This is a genomic window from Hymenobacter sp. 102 (assembly GCF_049949205.1).
Classification (GTDB): domain Bacteria; phylum Bacteroidota; class Bacteroidia; order Cytophagales; family Hymenobacteraceae; genus Hymenobacter.
This window is the reverse complement of record NZ_CP188172.1, coordinates 4349842-4366528: the sequence shown is the minus strand read 5'-3', so window position 1 is coordinate 4366528 and position 16687 is coordinate 4349842. Positions and strand designations below refer to the sequence as shown.

The window sequence follows — 16687 nt, the reverse complement described above, 5'->3', positions numbered from 1 at the left end:
ACGCTTACAGCAGTACCGGGCCTTGCAATGAGCTTTTCAGCGGGCATTATGCGGTGGTTTGTGGAGTAACCGTAGTTAAAGCCCTCACCCGGCACCGAAAAAGCGGGGAAGCTACGGCCGCCAAACCTGCTTCCCCGCCCCGCTGCCGTGGGCAGCATTTTCCGATTGCCTTACAGCAGCCCTACTCCGGCCCCTGCCAGCTCTTCCCGCACTGCCTCGGGCCAGATGCTTACCTGCACCTCCCCAATGTGCCCCTTACGCAGCATAAACATGCACACCCGACTTTGCCCAATACCGCCCCCAATGCTCTGCGGTAGTTCATCACGCAGCAAACGGGAGTGAAAGGAGAGTTCCTGCCGGTCCTCGCAGCCGCGCAGGGCCAGTTGCCGTACCAGCGCCTGCTTATCCACCCGGATGCCCATTGAGGATACTTCAAAAGCAGTTTGCAGTACTGGGTGCCACAGCAAAATGTCGCCGTTCAAGCCCCGGTAGCCACCCTCTGTTTCGGTACTCCAGTCGTCGTAGTCGGGGGCGCGGCCGTCGTGGGGCTCCCCGTGGCTCAGCTCTCCGCCAATGCCCATCAGGAATACTGCGCCATACTGCTTCACGGCTTCGTGCTCCCGCTCCTTTGGCGTGAGCGTAGGAAATTGTTTCAGCAGGTCTTCAGCCTGCAGGAACGTAATTTTATCGGGCAATACCGGTATAATTTCCGGGTACTCGGCAGCTACGCGGGCTTCCGTGGTTTTCAGGGCCGCATAAATGCGCTCCACGGTAGCTTTCAGAAACTCCGGGGTGCGCTGCGCGGGCAGGATGTGCTTTTCCCAGTCCCACTGGTCCACGTAAATGGAATGAATGGGCGAGTACTCCTCATCGGGGCGCAAAGCGCGCATATCCGTGAGCAGCCCCCGGCCGGCCTCAATGCCCAGCTCCTGCAGGCGCACGCGCTTCCATTTGGCCAAGGAATGCACCACCACGGCGCGGCGCTCATCCAGCGCCTTCACCGGAAAGCCTACGGGCCGCTCCACGCCGTTCAGGTCGTCGTTGATGCCGGTACCATCCAGCACGGCTATCGGCGACGACACCTTGCTTAACTGCAGCTGCGTGCTGAGTTCTTCGGCGAAGGTTTCCTTTACAAAGCCGATGGCTTCTTCTGTTTTTAATAATTCCTGCGCAGTCATGGCAATTATTATGTGTGGTTTTTGAAATGATTTTTATTTTCGAAAAGGCATGCAAATACCCTTTTCCCCTGCGGGAGTTATTTTTCGGAAATTCGGAAATGGGTTGTGCGCAACCAGTGAGATTGACTGCTGGCCGCTGCACGCGCCGGGGTACCCTGCGGGCACAAAAAAAGCCTTCCGGGCTGCGGAAGGCTTTAAAAGAAAATCAGTTAGTGATTTTTCAGTTCTCCAAGGGAGCAATAGCCTTCCAGTCCCGAATAAGATTATTATTCGAGTTATTATCCTGGAGATTATTGCGGAAATGACGCATGATTGGGGTCAGTTTTTCGTCTGATGTATGCAAGTATAGAAAACCTAATTTAAAATACCAAAAATTACCGCATTATTATTTTCACGCATCTGAATCGTATTAATCTATTTTCCAGCAATACACTACCGTATGCGGGATTTATTCAGCTTCGCCGGTTAAGGCGTCGCGTACGTCACGTACCGCCTGCACTACGGATAAAGGCACCGGCGCGTCGGGCTTGAGCAGGCGCAGCAGCCGCAGGTATTTGGCCCGGCCCTCGTTACGCAGCAGCGGCGGCACTTCGTACACAAACACCTTAAATGGCTCCACCTTTTGCACCCCTACCAGCAAAAACCGGTCGGCTTGCAGAGCATCAGCGTAAAAAGCGGCCTGCCGGTCGTAGTCGTACTGCGAGCATTGCTCCACGAAGTGGTTATGGTCGCGGGCCATGGTGGTTTTGAAGTCGATGATGGTGTAGGGCTGGCCGGGCTGATCCACCACCAGATCGGCGCGCAGCTTGCAAAGCGTGTCCGTTACGGGCTCCGTGAAAATGCAGCTGGGCTCGGGCGTGCCGGCTTCCAGCAGCGCATTCACCTCGGGGTTGAGCTTCACGCCTTCCACCATCCACCACACCAGCGTATCGTTGATGCCCGGCTCGCCGGGCTGGTATAAATCGGGTTCCAGCAGGGCCGTGTGAAACGCCGTACCCAAGCCCAAGGCCCCCCCTACGCTGTTGTGCGGGCGGGGCGGGCGACCATTCAGAGCGTCACGAAGGCGGGAAAGGTCGGAGTTAGCAATGGCCGGCAGGGCGCGGTAATCGTCGTACGGAATCCGGAGTAGATCGGGGCGGGCGGGGGTAGTAGTTGGCTCAGTCACGTAAAGAGAACAGCGGAAACCTGAAAAAGGCTCCGAAAAGTAGGCAGGATCGGGTTTGGATAGGGGAGTATACGGCTTTTTCCGGAAACTCCGGGCATTGCCCTGCTGCCCCAGCGGCAGCGCCCAAACAGGCTGGGCGCTGCCTTCCCGGCAATTTACTGCGGACTGCTGGGTTCCTGGTTGGCCCGTTCCCCGGTTTCTTCGGGCATTTGGTATTCGCCCACGCGGCCGTACTGCCGCTCCCGCTGAATGCCTTTATCCTCGCCGTAAGGGTGGCCGCCGAAGCCGTGGCGCATCATGGCAATGGCCTTGGCCCAGGTAGGGTCTTTGTCGCGGGAGGTGAAAAGCTGCATCACCGACTGGGTGATGACCGGAATGGGCACTTCCATGTGCAGGGCGTCAGCTACCAGCCAGTTTACCTCGCCGGTGTCTTCAATGTAGCTCGGCACGTTGAAACCGGCTTCCTCGTCGTACATCTTCTTCATGAGCTCCACCAGCCAGCTGCGCACTACCGAGCCGTTATTCCACAGGCCCAGAATGGCGCTGATATCCAGCTTTTCGCGGAAGTGGGTGAGCATGCCCATCCCCTCGCCAATGGCCTGCAGCATCCCAAACTCGATGCCGTTGTGCACCAGCTTCACGTAGTGGCCGGTGCCCGCCGGACCAGTGTGCAGAAAGCCGCCGGGCACGGCCGTTTCCACAAAAAAGTCTTTGAGTTGATTCACGGCCGCGTCGTCACCGCCCACCATGTAGCAGGCGCCGGTACGGGCCCCGCCGGGGCCGCCACTGGTGCCGCAGTCGATGAAATACAACCCCTCTCCCTTGAGCCGGGCCGCCCGACGGATGGAGTCGCCCCAGTAAGAGTTGCCCCCGTCCACGATGATGTCGCCTTCTTCCAAGTGGGGCTGTAGCTGCTCAATCAGACCATCAACGGCCGCGCCGGCCGGAATGTAGAGAAATACCTTGCGCGGGCGGTGCAGCTTCTGCACCAACTCCTCAATACTGCTCACCACGTGCAGGTTTTCGGATTCCAGGTCGGGGCGCGGGTGCAAGTCCATGCCAGTCACGGGGTAGCCTTTTTCAGCGGCCTGCCGGGCCAGGCCAGCGCCCATTTTACCCAGGCCGATGACGCCAATCTGCGTTTTACTCATGTCGTTGTGTTTGTTGAGGGGATGGAAGGATGCGGGAAAGCAGGGTACCTATGAGCGAACTATCAGAACCTCAAGCTTCGGCGGTGCCTCTGCATGATGGTTGGCTACTCGATTTTGCGGGCAATAACCCGGGCGGGGGCACCATCGGCACCGGCTATTTTCAGGGGCAGGCAAATCAGCTCGTACTCGCCCGGTTCGGCGTGGTGCAGGGCCAGGCCTTCAATCACGCTGATGCCGGCTTCCAGTAGCACGTGGTGGGTGTCGGCGGGGCCTACGGAGAGGTAATCCACGCCCACACACACCACCCCCTGGTCACGGAGCCACTCGGCGGCATCGGCCCGCACCCGCACAAAATCGGGATTAAAGGGCTGAGTGGCCCACTCCTGCCGGGAGTTACGGGTTTTAAACAGCACCCGGCTGCCGCGCCGCAGCGGCAGGTGCTCAATTTCGGCCTTGGTGACGAACTGCTCGTGCTCAATTTCCACCAGCAGCGCCGGCCCCAGCAGAGTCGTCAGGTCCAGTTGCGTTACATCATCTCCGTCCTTCAAAAAGTGGAGTGGCGCATCTACGTGGGTAGCCGTGTGTACGCTCAGGCTCATTTCCGTCACGTTGGCAGCTTCGCCGCGGGCAATGCTCAGCGTCTTTTTGATGTGTACCGGCGCATTGTCGGGCCAGTAGGCCATGCCATCGGAAATGGTGGTGGTGAAATCAAGCCAAGCCATAGGTTCAGTTTCCGGTTGTGAGTTGGGTATTGCCAGTTGTGGAGTATCAGTTGCTGGTAATTCCTGACTTGCAACTAGCTCCCCATAACTGGAAACTTATTCGTCGGGGTGACGGGGTTGGATCAGTTTGGCAATGAGGCCCGTCCAGCCGGTCTGGTGACTGGCCCCCAGTCCGGCGCCCGTGTCGCCGTGGAAGTACTCATGAAAGAGCAAATGGTCCCGGAAGTGCGGGTCGTTCTGCAGCTGCTTGTCGGAGCCAAAGCAGGGCCGCTCCCCCTCCGCAGTGCGCAGGAACAGGCTGGTGAGCCGGTTTGTCAGGGCCTGCGAAACTTCCAGCAGCGTGCAGTAGCGGCCCGTACCGGTAGGATATTCCACCTTGAACTCAGGCCCGTAGTAGTGGTAAAACCGCTGCAGCGACTCAATGAGCAGAAAATTCATGGGCAGCCAGATGGGGCCGCGCCAGTTGCTGTTGCCCCCAAACAAGCTGGTTGTAGATTCGCCCGGTTCGTAATTAACCACGGCGTTGGCTCCCCCGTCGCGCTGAAACACAAACGGATGTGCCAAGTGGTATTTGGATAACGCCCGCACGCCATACTCGGATAGGAATTCAGCCTCGTCCAGCATCCGGCGTAGCAGCAGCTTCATGCGGTGGCCGCGCAGCAGGCTCAGCAGGTGGGTCTGGCCTTTGCCGGGCTCCTGCCAGCGGCTCACCAGAGCCGCCAACTCGGGCCGGTGGTCCAGAAACCAGTTGAGGCGGCGCATAAACTGGGGAACGTCGTGCAGGGTATCGGTATCCAGCACTTCCACGGCAAGCAGCGGAATCAGCCCCACCATGGAGCGGATGCGCAGGGAAAACCGGCCATTGTCGGGCGTGTTCAGCACGTCGTAGTAGAAGCCGTCCTCGTCGTCCCACATATCAATCTTCTGCTCGCCCATACTCGACATGGCGGAGGCGATGTAGAGAAAGTGCTCGAAGAACTTGCTGGCCATATCCTGGTACACCGGATTGGTCCGGGACAGCTCCAGCGCAATACGCATCATGTTCAGGGCAAACATGGCCATCCAGGCAGTGCCATCGGCTTGCTCAATGTGGCCGCCAGTAGGTAGCGGAGCGCTTCTATCGAACACGCCGATGTTATCCAGCCCCAGGAAGCCGCCCTCGAACACGTTGCGGTTATGCCGGTCTTTGCGGTTTACCCACCAGGTAAAGTTGATGAGCAGGCGGTGGAAGATGGCCTCCAGAAACTTCGTATCGCCCTGGCCGCGCTGCTTTTTCTCCATTTTGTACACCCGCCACGTAGCCCAGGCGTGCACCGGCGGATTCACGTCTTCCAGCTTCCACTCGTAGGCCGGCAGTTGCCCGTTGGGGTGCATATACCAGTCGCGGCAGAGCAGGTGCAGCTGATTTTTGGCAAAATCCACATCCACCATCGCCAGCGGAATGCAGTGAAAAGCCAAATCCCAGGCCGCGTACCACGGGTATTCCCACTTATCCGGCATCGAGATAACGTCGGCGTTGTTGAGGTGAGTCCAGTTGTGGTTGCGGCTTTGCAGGCGGCTCTCAGGTGGGGGCGGCAGGGCGGGGTCGCCGCGCAGCCACTCGGCCACGTCGTAGTAGTAAAACTGCTTGTTCCAGAGCATGCCAGCCAAGGCCTGCCGCTGCACAGCGCGGGCATCGGGGTTGTCGATGCCGGTTTGCAGGGCCGCATAGAAGGCGTCGGCTTCGGCTTTGCGCTGATTGAGAATGGCCGTAAAATCCGCAAACGGCTCCACGAGGCCGGGAGCCGCCAGCCGTACGCGCACTGTGCGGCTTTCACCGGCCGGCACGGTCAACTGATAATGCACGGCCGCCTTGGTGCCCTCCCGGGCAGGATTGATGGCGGCCGTTTGCCCGTGCACCAGGTAGTCGTTGACAGCATCTTTGGGAAAGCCCGACGCGCCGGCCGTGCCATACAGCCGCTGCGCGTTGGTTTCATTGTCACAGAACAGCAACTCCGCCGTTTGGCCGTCCGGCTGCTCGTAGTACAGGCACAGCTTGGGCAGACTCGCGTGCTCCACCGCCAGGCAACCATCCACGGGCGCACTTAGCCGCGGTTTATCGTTGGAGTAGCCCCAGGCCCAGGTATTGCGAAACCAGAGCTGCGGCAGCACGTGCAGCGGCGCATCCTGGGCAGCGCGGTTGTGCACCGTTATCTGCAGCAGCAGGTCTTCGGGGCCGGCTTTGGCATAGTCCAGGAAAATATCGAAGTAGCGGTTTTCCCGGAAAACACAGGTATCCAGCAGCTCAAATTCGGGCTTCTGCCGGTCGCGGCGGGCGTTTTCCTGTACCAGCCAATCGTACGGAAACGCGTGCTGCGGATACTTGTACAGCATCCGCATGTAGCTGTGCGTGGGCGTGTTGTCGAGGTAGTAGTACAGCTCCTTCACGTCCTCGCCGTGGTTGCCCTCGGGGCCGCTGAGGCCAAAGAGCCGCTCTTTCAGAATGGCGTCCTGCCCGTTCCAGAACGCCGGGGCCAGGCACAACAGCTGCCGTTCGTCGCAGACGCCGCCCATGGCCTCCTCCCCCCAACGGTAGGCATAGCTGCGGGCCATGTCGTGGGTGGTGTAGGTCCAGGGCTGAGAATCGGCGGAGTAGTCCTCGCGCACCGTGCCCCACTGCCGGTCCGACACGTAGGGGCCAAACCGGTGCCAGGCCGCCTTCCCTTCCCGGGCCTCCTGCTGCCGTTGTTGTTCTTCGTTCATGTACTGCGTTGCCGGTTATCAGTTGTTTAGTATTCCGTTGCCAGTTGTCAGTTATCAGAGCTTTCCTGACTACTGACAATCAGCAACTGACAACCGGAAACTCACCCGTTGTCGGCGAAGCCGGGGTATAGCGTCATACCGCCATCGGCAAACAGGGTAGTACCCGTCACGTAATCCGATTCGTCGGAGGCCAGCCACACGGCCACCTTACCAATGTCGGCGGGCTCCCCAATGCGGCCGTAGGGAATGAGCGTGAGCAGGTTTTTTTCCTCCTCGGGCGTGTCGCGGGCCGTGAGGTTGATGGGCGTGGCAATGGCTCCCGGGCCGATGCTGTTGACCCGGATACGCTGCGGGGCCAGCTCCTGGGCCATGCTTTTCATCAGCTGCATGATGCCCCCTTTGCTAGTGGCGTAGTTTACGTGGCCCGCCCACGGAATCACCTCGTGCACCGAGCTCATGCAGATGATTTTGCCGGTGGCCTTGGATATCTCCGGCTGCGGACCCCTGCGCACAAATTCCCGGGCCGCCTCCCGGGCGCACAAAAACTGCCCCGTCAGGTTCACGTTGATAACGTTCTGCCACTTCTCCAGCGTCATCTCCAGAAACGGCGAGTCGTCTTGAATACCGGAGTTGTTGACAAGAATGTGCAGCGTGCCGCACTGCTTCCGAATCTCATCGAACATAGCCAGCACCTCGTCTTCCTTGCTCACGTCAGCGTGCACGGCATAGGCCGTACCGCCGGCCTGCTCAATCTTTTTCACTACTTCCGCCGCACCCTCGGGGCTGTGAGAGTAGTTCACAAAGACAATGGCACCCTCGGCAGCCAGGGCCTCAGCTACTCCGGAACCGATGCCGGAGCTACCACCCGTTACCAGGGCAATTTGATTGTGTAATCGGCGGGAATATGCAACGTCTGGCATGCGGATATAGGCTAGGTTCTGCTTTCCTAGACTGCCAATGTCCGGCTTTAGTTACATGAATTTTCAATGAAGCACTGATAATCAACGCTATACAATAAAAATATTTCACATATTCCTGCTTTATAACAGGTGAAAAATAAAAAAGCCTCACCGTGAGGTGAGGCTTTTTGGTGATCCCGCTGGGATTCGAACCCAGGACCCATACATTAAAAGTGTATTGCTCTACCAGCTGAGCTACAGAATCATTTCCTATCCATTAGCCGGCTGCTTTCTGGAAGGGAGTGCAAAAGTAGACAAAGTCCTTTTTCACTCCAAATCCCTTGATTAAAAATTTTAGCTACCTACTCATGCCGCCTTTTAGCTACTTGATTTTCAAGGGATTTTTTTTGTTCGCAACTATATACTAACGAAGTTTTATGATCAATGCAACCATTGTACTCCATTCAGGATCATCCCAGCAACTGCCCTATTCCTGTGTTTTTCATTGGTGCCCGGTTGTTACCCTCTATAATAAGATAGAAACGGCCACCCAGAAAAACTGGGTGGCCGTTTGTGGCTTATCAGTTAATAGGGAATTTATTTACAGCTTGGCCATTTCGTCGCGCACGAAGTCGGCCAAGGTGCGTAGGTATTGGGTGCTGAAATCGAAGCGAATCCCGGCGGCGGCGTAAATCTCGCCGATAGGGGCCGTGTAACCCAGGGCCAGTGCGCGCTGGTAGCCCTGCAAAGCAGCTTGAGGATCTTGGCGAAAGTTGCGCCAAACGGCAATGGCCCCTAGCTGCGCCATGGCGTACTCAATGTAGTAGAAAGGCACTTCGTAGAGGTGTAGCTGCTTCTGCCATAGGTAGGGCTTAATCAACTCCAGCCCCTGCCAACTCACGGTGCGTTGGTTAAACTCATCGAACAAAGCTACCCAGCGCTGATGGCGCTGCTCCTCGGTGTGGGTGGGGTTTTCGTATACCCAATGCTGAAACTTATCAATGGTAGCCACCCAGGGGAAGGTTTCCAATACGCTTTCCAAATGGGTTTTCTTGGCCCGACGTAATTCCTCCGGATTGGGGAAGAACACGTCCCAGTGGTCCATACTGATGAGCTCCATGCTCATGGAGGCCAACTCGGCTACCTCGGATGGTGGGTGCTTATCGGCGCCCAGAGGCAGGCGGCGCGTGAGGAAGCTGTGCACGGCGTGGCCGCCCTCGTGTAGCATCGTTACCACGTCGCGCAGGGAGCTGGTGGCGTTCATAAAAATGAACGGCACGCCGGTTTCATCCAAGGGATAGTTATAACCGCCGGGGGCTTTGCCTTTGCGGCTTTCCAGGTCGAGGTTGCCCATTTGGCGCATGGTGCGCAGGCACTGGCCCAGGAAAGGATCAAGGCGGTCAAAAACAGTGATAGTTTTTTCCAGCAACTCGGTGCCGGTTTCGAAAGGGCGCAACGGGGCCTCGCCGGAGGGGTCCACATCCAGGTCCCAGGGGCGCAACTCGGCCAGGCCCAGGTCCTGTCGGCGTTCCAGGTCCAGGTCGTCGATCAGGGGCACTACGGTTTCCCGGATGGCCTGATGAAAGTTCATGGTGTCCTGGGGGGTATAGTCGAAGCGGCCCAGGGCAGCAAACATGTAGTCGCGAAAGTTGGCGAAGCCGGCATTTACGGCCACTTGGTGGCGCAGACCGATGAGGCTGGTGAATAGCTCATCCAGGGGCTGGGAATCGAGGAGACGGCGCGCCTGAATGGCCCGCCAGGCTTCCTCACGCACGGTGCGGTCGGGACTCTTGAGGCGGTCGGCAGCACGGGGCAGAGTAACTTCCTCGCCGTCGAGGGTTACCGTCATTGCGCCGACAATGGCGGCGTATTGCTGCTGCTGGGTGCTGATTTCAGTTTTGAGCGGGATATTCTCGGCCCGGTAAATGTCCAGCGCCTGTCTAACAGAGCGAATGAACACGCGGTAGCGGGCCGGGTCGAGGCTGGGCAGAAACTCCGAGGCCATCATCTTCTCATTGAGGGCGTGGTCGTAGGGGGCCACGTTGGGCTCAATCTCGCTCACAAAGTACTGAAACGCCTCGCTGCGGCCCTGGTCCTGGGTGTCACAGGTCATGCGGATGTAGCGCCAGGCCAAGTCCTCGCTCAACACGGCTTCCAGTTCCGAGCGGTCCAGCAGCCAGCGCTCCAGTTCCGCCGCCGAGTGAATTTCCCGTTGCTGCAGCTCCTGAAAATAGGGCTCAATGCCGGACCATTCGGTTACGGTAAATACTTCGGGCAGGTAGTGCCGCGACGGCCGTTGCGTATCAGTTGCCAGGTCGGCCGCGGGAGCGGAGTAAGTCATGGGCGGGAAAGAGGAAATCGACATAAAGAAGCCTTGCAGCAAGGCCAAAAGAGTAATACCCGGAACGTCGGGTGCAGGTTCGGCAAATACCGATTGTTTCGCGCTCTTTTTTGCCGATGACCAAATGGCTGCCAGTAGCAGAACACAGTCATAGACCGCGCAAGAAAGCAAAAGGCCACCGTACTTATGCAGATCGGCGGCCTTTTTACAGGGCAGGCGACAGTAACCTACCGGCTAATCTACCTCAATCACCACGTCGCTGGTGAGCGGATGGCCTACACAAATCAGCACATAGCCCTGTTTCATCTCAGCATCTGACAGGCCTTCGCGCTCATCAAGGTGCACCTTGCCGCTGAGGCACTTGCCCCGGCAGGCCGTGCACAGGCCAGCCTGGCAGCTATAGGGCAAGTCGATGTCCTGGTTGAGGGCGGCCTCCAGAATGGTCTGGCTGGGCTCCACGGCAAACTGGTACTCGGCGCCTTCGTACTGAATGGTAACGGTGCGGGTCTTGATGGTGCCGTCGTCGTCAGCGGCCGATACGTCGCCGTGGCCGTTGGGCTGGGCGGCGGCCGTTTCGGCTGAGTCGGCGGCGGCCACGAAACTCTCGCGGCGGATGCGGCCGGCGGGCACGGCCAGCAGTTCCAGGGCGGCCTGGGCTTCGGTCATCATGCCATCAGGGCCGCAGAGGTAGTACTCGGCCTGGGCTGCCGGCACCCCGCGCTGCTCCAGAATGCGCAGCAGGGTGGTGCGGTTGAGGCGGCCGGTGTGCTTGTGCTCGGCGGAGGGGCGCAGCGGCTGGCTGAACACGTGCTCCACCTGCAGGCGGCCGGCGTACTGCTGCTCCAGCTGCTGCAGCTGCCGGGCAAAAATTACCGAGTCCTCGTTGCGGTTGCCGTACACCAGCAGCACCTGACTTTGGGGCTCCTCGCGCAATACCGCCTTCAGCATGCTCATGAGCGGGGTAATGCCCGAGCCGGCCCCCACCAGCACAATGGAGCGGGCCGCGCCGGGCTGGGGCGTGAGTGTGAAGTTGCCCAGCGGCGCCATTACCTCCAGTTGCTGGCCCACACGCACCGTGTCGAGCAGGTAGTTGCTCACCAGGCCGCCCTGCACGCGCTTGACGGTAACGGCCAGGCGCGGGGCTTCGGCGGGGGTACTGCTGAGCGAGTAGGCCCGGCGCTCCTTTTTGCCACCGGGGCCGCAGGGCAGAATCAGGGTCAGGAACTGGCCGGGCTGACTGGCCACGGGCTGGCGGTCGGGCCGCTCGAAGTGAATGGTAACGGCGTCGGAAGTTTCCTGGGTCAGCTCAACTACGTTCAGCGTCAGGTAAGGGCTACTCATATCGGGGGCAGAGAATTAGAATCGGGAATATGGCAAAACAGGCCGCAAAAATACGGGATTCTGCGGGGTGGGCCGCTGCCCGGTGGTCGTACAGGTTTTTGGGCTTTTCGGGCGGCGGGGTTGTCTGGCTGGCTGCGTTGGCCCGTATTTGTACCCGATATTCAGTTTGCGCCCCCTTTTTCTGGTTTTGATGCCTACTCCCACCCCTACCCCGCTGGCCGCCCTGCTGGAGCGTTACCAGCACGAGTTTCACCCCGTACTGCCCGTCGACCTAAACGCCCCCGACGTAGCCCGCCTCGATTTCACCGCCGCCAACCCCTTGCTGCAGGATGCCGACCTGCGCGATACGCCTGCTTTTGAAGAACTGGTAGCCCGGCTGCTGGAAGCCCAGCACGCGCACATCGGCGTGGGGGGCTACCTCGAAAACCGGGTGATTTACCGCCGCAGCCCGGGCCTGTTCGGCAACCCAGCCGTGCCCGCCCGCTCGTTGCACCTGGGCGTGGATGTGTGGCTGCGGGCCGGCACCCCGGTACTGGCCCCGCTGCCGGCCGTGGTGCACAGCGTGCAGGACAACGCCGGCTTCGGCGACTACGGCCCCACCGTCATCCTGCAGCACCAGCTCGAAGACACCACGTTCTACACCCTCTACGGCCACCTAACCCGCCGCGAAACCCTGCTGCTGCGCCCCGGCATGACGCTGGAAGCCGGCGACACGTTTACCGAAATAGGCCCCGCCCCCGAAAACGGCGACTGGCCCCCGCACCTGCACTTTCAGATTATGGCCGACCTGCAAGGCCGCTCCGGCGACTTCCCCGGCGTAGGGCTGGTAGAAGAGCAAGCATACTGGGCCGCCCTCTGCCCCGATCCGAACTTGATTCTGCAGAGTAAGTGGCTGTAAAAAGTTAGCCCGCAGAGGACGCGGTGTTTAGCGCAGAGGGCGCAGAGTTGTTCTGGAACAACTCTGCGCCCTCTGCGCTAAACACCGCGTCCTCTGCGGGCTAAAAATCTCTCCGAACTCCTAATCGAACTTGATTGCCACTACCGGCTTGATGCGCGAAATCAGGTAGGTGGGAATGAGCACGGCCAGCAGGGAGGTGAGGAAGGTAGCCGCGTTGAGCACCACGATGATGAAGGGGTCCCAGTGAATCGGAACCCGGTCCATATAATAGTTCTCGGGGTCCAGCGGAATGGGGTGGAAGAAGTACTGGATGGCGCAGAACCCAAGGCCGATGAGGTTGCCGTAGAGCATGCCCCGCATGGTGAGGCTTAGGCCCCGGAAGAAGAACATGCTCCGGATCTGGTTGTCGGTGGCCCCGATGGCCTTAAGCACCCCAATCATGTTGGTGCGCTCCAGAATCATGATGAAAATAGTAGCCACCATGTTAAACGTGGCCACGAAGATGATCAGAATCAGGAAGATGACCACGTTGCGGTTCAGCAGCTGCAGCCAGTCGAACAGCTGGGCGTACTGGTCGGTAATCTTGTCCAGCTTCAGGTCGTAGCGCAGGTTCTCGTAGATGTTGTCGGCCACGGGGTCGAGGCGGTTGAAGTTCCGCAGCGTCACCTCCATGCCGCCCACCAGCGAATCGGGCCAAGCGTTCAGCTGGCGGATCTGGCCAATGTCGCCAATCACGTAGGCTTCGTCGAACTCGTCGAGGCCGGTCTGGTAGATGCCGCTGACGGTGAACTGCCGCACCCGGGGCGGGTTCTGGATGAAGTAGAACAGGGCTTTGTCGCCGGGCTTGAGGCGCAGCTTGTCGGCTACTTTGCGCGAGAGCAGCACGTCGTTGCTGGCGGCCGTATCGGAGAAAGTCAGGAACTTGCCCGCCACCAGGTTCTGGCGCATCGGCGACTTGCCCGCTTTTTCGTCAATGCCTTTCAGCACTACGCCCAGCACTTCATCCTTGGTTTTGATGATGGCCGTTTTGCGGGCGAAGGGCTGCATAGACTGCACCTGCGGGTTGCGGCGCAGCTCCTGCACCAGCCGCGGGCCGGCAATGGGCTCTACCTCCAGCGAGTTGTTGGTATCGTACTTGCTGATCTGCAAGTGCGAGCCGAACGAGAAGATCTTGTTCTGGATTTCGTTGCGGAATCCCTCCAAAATGGCAAATGATACCACCATCACCGCCAGCCCCATGGCAATGCTGATGATGGCTATCTTTGTCACCGACGAGGTAAATGACCCGGCATCGGCCCCGTCAATCTTGTTAGATATGTACTGCGAGACGTTCACTGGCGTAAAGCTAGATGAATCCCGGTAGTTTCCCATCCTTCCTGCCCGCCTATGTACTCCATCCTGCCTACGGGCCTGCTCAGCCTGTCATTGCTGCTTACTGACTGTGCCCGGCCGCCCCAATCGGCCGCCACAACTGCTGCTTCCATGCCTGCGGATGCGCCGTTGCACCAAACGGTAGCCTCGCCGCCGCAGGTGCTGCTGCCGGCCGCCAGCCCCCTCCAAATGGGCGCGGACCAGTTCGACAAATATCTGCCGCTGCTGAAGGGCAAGCGGGTGGGGGTAGTAGTAAACCAGACGGCCCGGGTGGGCTCGTCGTTTCTGGTAGATACGCTGCTGGCCAAAGGCGTGGGAGTAAAGGTGATTTTCGGGCCGGAACACGGGTTTCGGGGCGAAGCGGCCGACGGAGCCACCATCAAGGATGGCAAGGATGCCCGTAGCGGCCTGCCCGCGCTGAGCTTATACGGCGCCACCAAAAAACCGACGCCCGAAATGCTCAAGGATATCGACGTACTGGTGTTCGATATTCAGGACGTGGGGGCTCGCTTCTACACCTTCATCAGCACCATGCACTACGTGATGGAGGCCGCTGCCGAACAAGGCAAGGAGGTAATCGTGCTGGACCGCCCCAACCCCAACGGCTGGTACGTGGACGGGCCGGTGCTGGAGCCGGCGTTTAAAACCTTCGTGGGTATGCACCCCATTCCGGTGGTGCACGGCCTCACGGTGGGCGAGTTGGCCCGCATGATTAACGGTGAGAAGTGGCTGGCCGGCGGCAAGCAGTGTAAGCTCACGGTGATTCCGGTGGCCGGCTACACCCACAGCACCCGCTACGAGCTGCCGGTGCGCCCCTCCCCTAACCTGCCCACGGCCCACTCGGTGGCCTTGTACCCCAGCCTGTGCCTGTTTGAAGGAACCGACGTGAGCGTGGGCCGCGGCACGGCGTTGCCATTTGAGGTGATTGGCGCGCCCACCCAGCCCAGTACCCGCCCCTACCGCTTCACGCCCAGCCCTAACCCCGGCTCCACCTCCCCGCCCCAGAACGGCAAGCTCTGCTATGGCCAGGATTTGCGCCAGGTGGGCGACATCGGCTTTACCCTGAAATACCTGCTCGACTACTACCAGCAAAGCACTAACAAGGAGAAGTTCTTCCTCTCCGACCGGGGCTTCGACCGGCTGATGGGTAACGCCACCGTGCGCCAGCAAATCATGGCCGGCAAGTCGGAGGCCGAAATCCGCCAGGGCTGGGAGCCGGGGCTGACGGCGTACAAGGCCATGCGCAAAAAGTACCTGCTGTACCCCGATTTCAAGTAGCCTTACTGATATTAGCCCGCAGAGGGCGCAGTGTTTTTCGCAGAGGACGCAGAGTCGTTCCAGAACAGTTCTGCGTCCTCTGCGAAAACACTGCGCCCTCTGCGGGCTAACAACTCAAGAACGACATGTTGAACATTATATTCATGGGCACCCCTGAGTTTGCGGTGCCGACACTAGAAGCCCTGCTGGGCTGGGAAGGATGCCGGGTGGTAGCCGTCCTGACCGCTCCTGACAAGCCTGCGGGCCGGGGCCGACAGCTGCAGGGCTCAGCCGTGAAGCAGGCCGCCGAGGCCCACGGCCTGCCAGTGCTGCAACCCACCAATCTGAAAGACCCCGCTTTTCAGGCGGAGCTGAAGGGCTACGCGGCCGATTTGCAGGTAGTAGTGGCCTTCCGGATGCTGCCTGAGGCGGTGTGGAATATGCCGCGGCTGGGCTCCATCAACATCCACGCCTCGCTGCTACCCCAGTACCGCGGGGCGGCGCCCATCAACTGGGCCCTCATCCACGGCGACACCCAGACGGGCGTAACCAGCTTCTTCCTGCAGCACGAAATTGACACCGGCAACCTCATTTACCAGGATGCCGTGGACATTGCCCCGGAGGATGATTTCGGCTCACTGTACGAGAAGCTAAAAGCGGCCGGCGCGGCCCTGGCCCTGCGCTCGGTGCAGGCCATTGCGGCCGGCACGGCCCCCAGCGTTCCGCAGCAAAACCTGCCGGAGCTGCGGCCCGCCCCCAAGCTCAGCAAGGAAACCGGCCGGCTTGATTTCACCGAGTCGGCGCCGGCGCTGGCCAATCGGGTGCGGGGCCTCTCCCCCATTCCCACGGCCTTCACCCAGCTGCCCGACGGCCGCACGCTCAAAATCTTCAAGGCCCAGCCCCTCGACGATGAGGAAGCCAGCGGCCCCGACCAGGGCGGCGCGGGCCGCTGGTTCACCGACGGCCGCACCTACCTGCGCATTCAAACCGGCAACGGCCTGTTGGATTTGCTGGACGTGCAGCTGGAAGGCAAGAAACGCATGGCCATCGGCGACTTCCTGCGGGGCTTCAATACGGATTTACTAACACCTCCCGCCACCGCATGACCGCACTTGTCGTAGCCGTTGCTGATAACGGCGTTATTGGAGGCGAGAACCGCCTGCTCTGGCACCTGCCGCTGGATTTGAAGCACTTCAAGCAGCTCACTCAGGGACACCCCATCATCATGGGCCGCAAAACCTACGAGAGCATTAGCCGGCCTTTGCCCAACCGCCGCAACATTGTAGTGACGCGCCAGGCCAACTGGCAGGCCGCGGGCTGCGAAGTGGCGGCTTCTGTACCCCAGGCCCTGGCAATGGCCCGCACCTCCGATGAGCAGATATTCGTAATCGGGGGCGGTGAAATCTACCGCCAGGCCCTACCGGCCGCCGATGTTGTGTACCTGACCGAAGTGCATCACGCCTTTGAGGGCGACGTGACCTTCCCGGAGCTAACGGCCAGCGACTGGCGCGAGGAAGCCCGGGAAAGACATGAGCCGGATGAGAAACACGCGTATGCCTTCAGTTTTGTGACGCTGAGACGACGGTAGGCGGTGAGTGAGTGAGTGAGTGAGTGAACGGCGT

General features: G+C 59.9%; 13 protein-coding genes and 1 tRNA gene. 4 read left to right on the top strand and 10 right to left on the bottom strand.

Annotated features, from left to right (window positions below; genetic code table 11):
• Positions 1-170: 170 nt before the first annotated feature.
• The 9 genes from asnA to ACN19L_RS18780 form a co-directional block, all read right to left on the bottom strand.
• Complete coding sequence (gene asnA / locus ACN19L_RS18820) at positions 171-1178, bottom strand: aspartate--ammonia ligase (protein WP_426491000.1); 1008 nt, start codon at positions 1176-1178, stop codon at positions 171-173.
• A gap of 448 nt (positions 1179-1626) precedes the next feature.
• On the bottom strand, positions 1627-2343 hold the full coding sequence (locus ACN19L_RS18815) for a PD-(D/E)XK nuclease-like domain-containing protein (protein ID WP_426490999.1): 717 nt from the start codon (positions 2341-2343) through the stop codon (positions 1627-1629).
• Positions 2344-2498: 155 nt separating this feature from the next.
• A complete protein-coding gene (locus ACN19L_RS18810) occupies positions 2499-3494 on the bottom strand; it encodes an NADP(+)-dependent, decarboxylating phosphogluconate dehydrogenase (RefSeq protein ID WP_426490998.1) in 996 nt (331 codons plus the stop codon).
• Between the two features lie 104 nt (positions 3495-3598).
• Positions 3599-4216, bottom strand: coding sequence for a cyclase family protein (locus ACN19L_RS18805; RefSeq protein WP_426490997.1), 618 nt, complete (start codon positions 4214-4216; stop codon positions 3599-3601).
• A gap of 96 nt (positions 4217-4312) precedes the next feature.
• Entirely contained in the window at positions 4313-6958 is a 2646-nt protein-coding gene (locus tag ACN19L_RS18800) for an MGH1-like glycoside hydrolase domain-containing protein (RefSeq protein WP_426490996.1), read from the bottom strand.
• Positions 6959-7059: 101 nt separating this feature from the next.
• Positions 7060-7878 carry an SDR family oxidoreductase gene (locus ACN19L_RS18795; RefSeq protein WP_426490995.1) on the bottom strand — a complete coding sequence of 273 codons (819 nt, stop codon included), beginning with the start codon at positions 7876-7878 and terminating at the stop codon, positions 7060-7062.
• Positions 7879-8046: 168 nt separating this feature from the next.
• Positions 8047-8122, bottom strand: a tRNA-Lys gene (locus ACN19L_RS18790).
• 336 nt (positions 8123-8458) lie between these two features.
• On the bottom strand, positions 8459-10198 hold the full coding sequence (locus ACN19L_RS18785) for a M3 family oligoendopeptidase (RefSeq protein WP_426490994.1): 1740 nt from the start codon (positions 10196-10198) through the stop codon (positions 8459-8461).
• Positions 10199-10432: 234 nt separating this feature from the next.
• A complete protein-coding gene (locus ACN19L_RS18780; protein ID WP_426490993.1) occupies positions 10433-11539 on the bottom strand; it encodes a 2Fe-2S iron-sulfur cluster-binding protein in 1107 nt (368 codons plus the stop codon).
• Positions 11540-11729: 190 nt separating this feature from the next.
• Here ACN19L_RS18780 and ACN19L_RS18775 point away from each other — a divergent pair, with 190 nt between their 5' ends.
• A complete protein-coding gene (locus tag ACN19L_RS18775; RefSeq protein ID WP_426490992.1) occupies positions 11730-12437 on the top strand; it encodes a peptidoglycan DD-metalloendopeptidase family protein in 708 nt (235 codons plus the stop codon).
• Between the two features lie 120 nt (positions 12438-12557).
• Here the strand turns inward: ACN19L_RS18775 and ACN19L_RS18770 are convergent, their stop codons facing one another.
• Positions 12558-13772 carry an ABC transporter permease gene (locus tag ACN19L_RS18770; RefSeq protein WP_426490991.1) on the bottom strand — a complete coding sequence of 405 codons (1215 nt, stop codon included), beginning with the start codon at positions 13770-13772 and terminating at the stop codon, positions 12558-12560.
• Positions 13773-13823: 51 nt separating this feature from the next.
• On the opposite strand from ACN19L_RS18770, the gene ACN19L_RS18765 reads away from it, so the two are divergent.
• The 3 genes from ACN19L_RS18765 (at position 13824) to ACN19L_RS18755 (ending at position 16653) form a co-directional block, all read left to right on the top strand.
• Positions 13824-15086 carry an exo-beta-N-acetylmuramidase NamZ family protein gene (locus tag ACN19L_RS18765; protein ID WP_426490990.1) on the top strand — a complete coding sequence of 421 codons (1263 nt, stop codon included), beginning with the start codon at positions 13824-13826 and terminating at the stop codon, positions 15084-15086.
• A 125-nt stretch (positions 15087-15211) separates the two neighbouring features.
• Positions 15212-16171 (top strand): methionyl-tRNA formyltransferase, encoded by a 960-nt coding sequence (fmt, locus tag ACN19L_RS18760; RefSeq protein WP_426490989.1) that lies wholly within the window; start codon positions 15212-15214, stop codon positions 16169-16171.
• Positions 16168-16653, top strand: a complete 486-nt coding sequence (locus tag ACN19L_RS18755; RefSeq protein WP_426490988.1) for a dihydrofolate reductase — start codon at positions 16168-16170, stop codon at positions 16651-16653. The genes fmt and ACN19L_RS18755 overlap by 4 nt, the downstream gene beginning before the upstream one ends.
• Positions 16654-16687 lie beyond the last annotated feature (34 nt).